This window comes from Aeromicrobium sp. (assembly GCF_014378035.1).
Classification (GTDB): Bacteria; Actinomycetota; Actinomycetes; order Propionibacteriales; family Nocardioidaceae; genus Aeromicrobium.
The window spans coordinates 1-2,653 of record NZ_JACMOM010000198.1; the positions used below are offsets into that span (position 1 = coordinate 1).

The following is a 2,653-nucleotide window of genomic DNA, read 5'->3' on the forward strand; positions in this document are numbered from 1 at the left end:
GAGAGTATCGAGCCTGGTCTCTTCCTCGTCGGGGCCATGTGGGTTGTCGGTAGCGAACATCCTAAGGACCTCATCAAGGCTCAAACGACAATGGGCGGAGACTTGTGGCCAACGGACTCAGCCTTCTTCGCGGACAAGTAGCGTAGGTCTTCCAGAAGCCCCGCGGAAGCATGGCAGCCAGCCGGAGCACCAACTCGCACACGCGCCCCTTGTAAACGCTGCAGAATGGGCATCTGATGAGGAACCCTCTCCGGGAACGGCATCTCGGCGTGCCTGTTGAGAACTCGCGTAATTGTCCAACAGGCCGCTGAACAATTGTCCTACAAGCTGTGGGACATTCAGCAGCGAGCGCCTCGAGAGTGTTACGCGCAGCCATTTGTCCAGGCTCTTTGCCACCTCAAGGACACCGATCACTGAATCTCGGCGAATCGATGCAAGAGCATGACTAAGCGTCTGCCAGAAGAGTATCTACTCCGTCGGCCGCCCCATGTTTAATGCTGTGAATCAATGGTCTAAAGTCCCGGACGGTCGACTGGTCTCAAGCTCAAGGTAATATTGCAGATCAGTGCAAAATATGCATACTATCTGGCCAACGGCCGCGGAACTTACTTGTGGCAATAAGTGTGTGCCACCTCTGGTCCTGGCTGCGTCTCACGGAACAGGAGTTCGGCATGAACACTTCGCAGAAGGTCGCTATCGTCACCGGTGCGTTCGGGGGGATCGGTCAGGCCACCGCCCTCAAACTTGCCGCGGACGGCGTCGCCGTGGTCTGTGTCGACCTGCTCGGCGCAGTGGAGACAGTGACCACGATCACCGCTGCGGGTGGCAAAGCTGTCAGTAAATCCATCGATGTCAGCAAGGCCGCGGACTGGGAGCGTCTCATCGCTGAGGTCACGGCCGAGCTCGGGGGCGTCGACTACCTGGCCGCCGCCGCTGGGGTCGTCAATAGGATGAGCCCGGACACCGCCGTCGACCTGACCGAGGCGGCCTGGGATCACGTCTTGGGGGTCGACGCCAAGGGCGTCTGGCTCGGCATGCGCGCGGTCATCCCAGTGATGATCCAGCGCGGTGGTGGCCGGATCGTCAACATCTCGTCACTCGCGGCCCACCGTGGCCTGCAGGGCCTTGCGTCTTACTCCGCAGCCAAAGGGGCGGTCGAGGCGCTGACCCGTCAGACCGCCGTCGAATATGGCCGTCAGGGAATCCTCGCCAACGTGGTGGCACCAGGAACAATCGAAACCTCAATAAACGCGGCAACGTTGGCGACGCCCGCAGGGGCAGCATCAAGCTCAGGCACGACGGCTTTGGGCCGGTGGGGTCAGCCCACCGAACTGGCGGCTGCGGTCGCATTCCTCCTGCGTGAGGGGTCGTTTATCACTGGACAGGTGTACTTGGTCGACGGCGGCTGGTCGATTACCGGCGGAGTGGAGTACGGCGACTCGCGCACCATGTAGTACTGGCGACGGGAGGGCGCGCACATGTCGCCCTTCCGTCGCTGTGCTTGAGTTGCGGTGGTCGGCCCGCCCCACCGGAGCGGGCCGAACCTTCTGCCGACAGGTGTTTGAGTCCTTGTCGTTCGGACCTCAACCGGGACCGGCTCGCAAATCAGCCAGCGTCTACCTTCGAGGCCGCGAGGAGGACGTCGAATCTGATCTGCTTGAGGCTTGACGCCACTCAGTTGATTTCGCCGAGCGGAGCGTCGATTTCGGCCCAGGGGCCGGCTCGACCTCGGGCAGCGCCGACCTTACGTGCAGCTCTTCGATCGACGCGGGCAGCGTCTCCCCGGTGTAGCTAGCTCGCGCGCGTTCCTCCGCGAAATGCCCCTCGGCTGAACCTGGTCGCGGGGTGTCTCCCATCGGCTCATAGAGCCGTCCGTCACCGGTGTAGGTCACCCGACGACCTCGACGTAAGTCACGCCGTCGATATGGTCATCAAGCATCTGCTTGAACTTGCGATCTTGCTCGCTTGCGCGAAACTCATCCGCGAGCATCTTGCCCGCGATGGCGTCAAACCCTCGTCTTTACTGGCGGCAGCGTCGGTCATCGTGTCTCCTTCGATTCGTGCTGGTCGGCGCCGTCAGCGAGGGCCCGGCGCACGCTCGATACTCCGACCTGAAGCGTTTGGGCGATGGTCGCCCAAGTCGCCTTCTCGGCGCGCATGCGCCGGGCGACCTCGATGCGTTCGTCTCTCATCACGGTAGGCCGGCCGCCGAGCCGGCCGCGGGCCTTCGCGGACGCGAGGCCGGCGCGGGTGCGGTCGGAGATAATGCGGCCGTGCATCTGCGCGAACGCGGCACAGATGTGGAAGAACAGCTCACCGCCCGGGGTGGTGGTATCGAACGGGTCAGTGAGCGATTTGAACTCCACGCTGCACTTCCCCAGCTCAGCGACGAGGGTCACGACGTCGGTCATCGATCGGCCCAGCCGGTCGGTGCTGTAGACCAGCAGAGTGTCACCCCGGCGCAAGAACTTCATGCAGTCGGCCAATCTCTACCGGGCGACGGATGAGACGGTCAGGGTACGTTGGGAGACGTGACTAGCCGCACCGTGCCGCGGACGCGCTGCTGGAGTTGCCGCAGATCGACGGGCTGATCCTGAACGCGGGCATCGTGCACCCGCCGCGCACGCGCGAGCTGAGCCCCGACGGACACGAA

2 protein-coding genes are annotated in these 2,653 nt (G+C 63.2%); one reads left to right on the plus strand and one right to left on the minus strand.

Annotated features, from left to right (window positions below):
* The first annotated feature begins 671 nt into the window (after positions 1–671).
* A complete protein-coding gene (locus tag H7290_RS10470) occupies positions 672–1,454 on the plus strand; it encodes an SDR family oxidoreductase (RefSeq protein WP_290513959.1) in 783 nt (260 codons plus the stop codon).
* A gap of 585 nt (positions 1,455–2,039) precedes the next feature.
* Here the strand turns inward: H7290_RS10470 and H7290_RS10475 are convergent.
* Positions 2,040–2,474 (minus strand): recombinase family protein, encoded by a 435-nt coding sequence (locus H7290_RS10475; RefSeq protein WP_290513960.1) that lies wholly within the window; start codon positions 2,472–2,474, stop codon positions 2,040–2,042.
* Positions 2,475–2,653 lie beyond the last annotated feature (179 nt).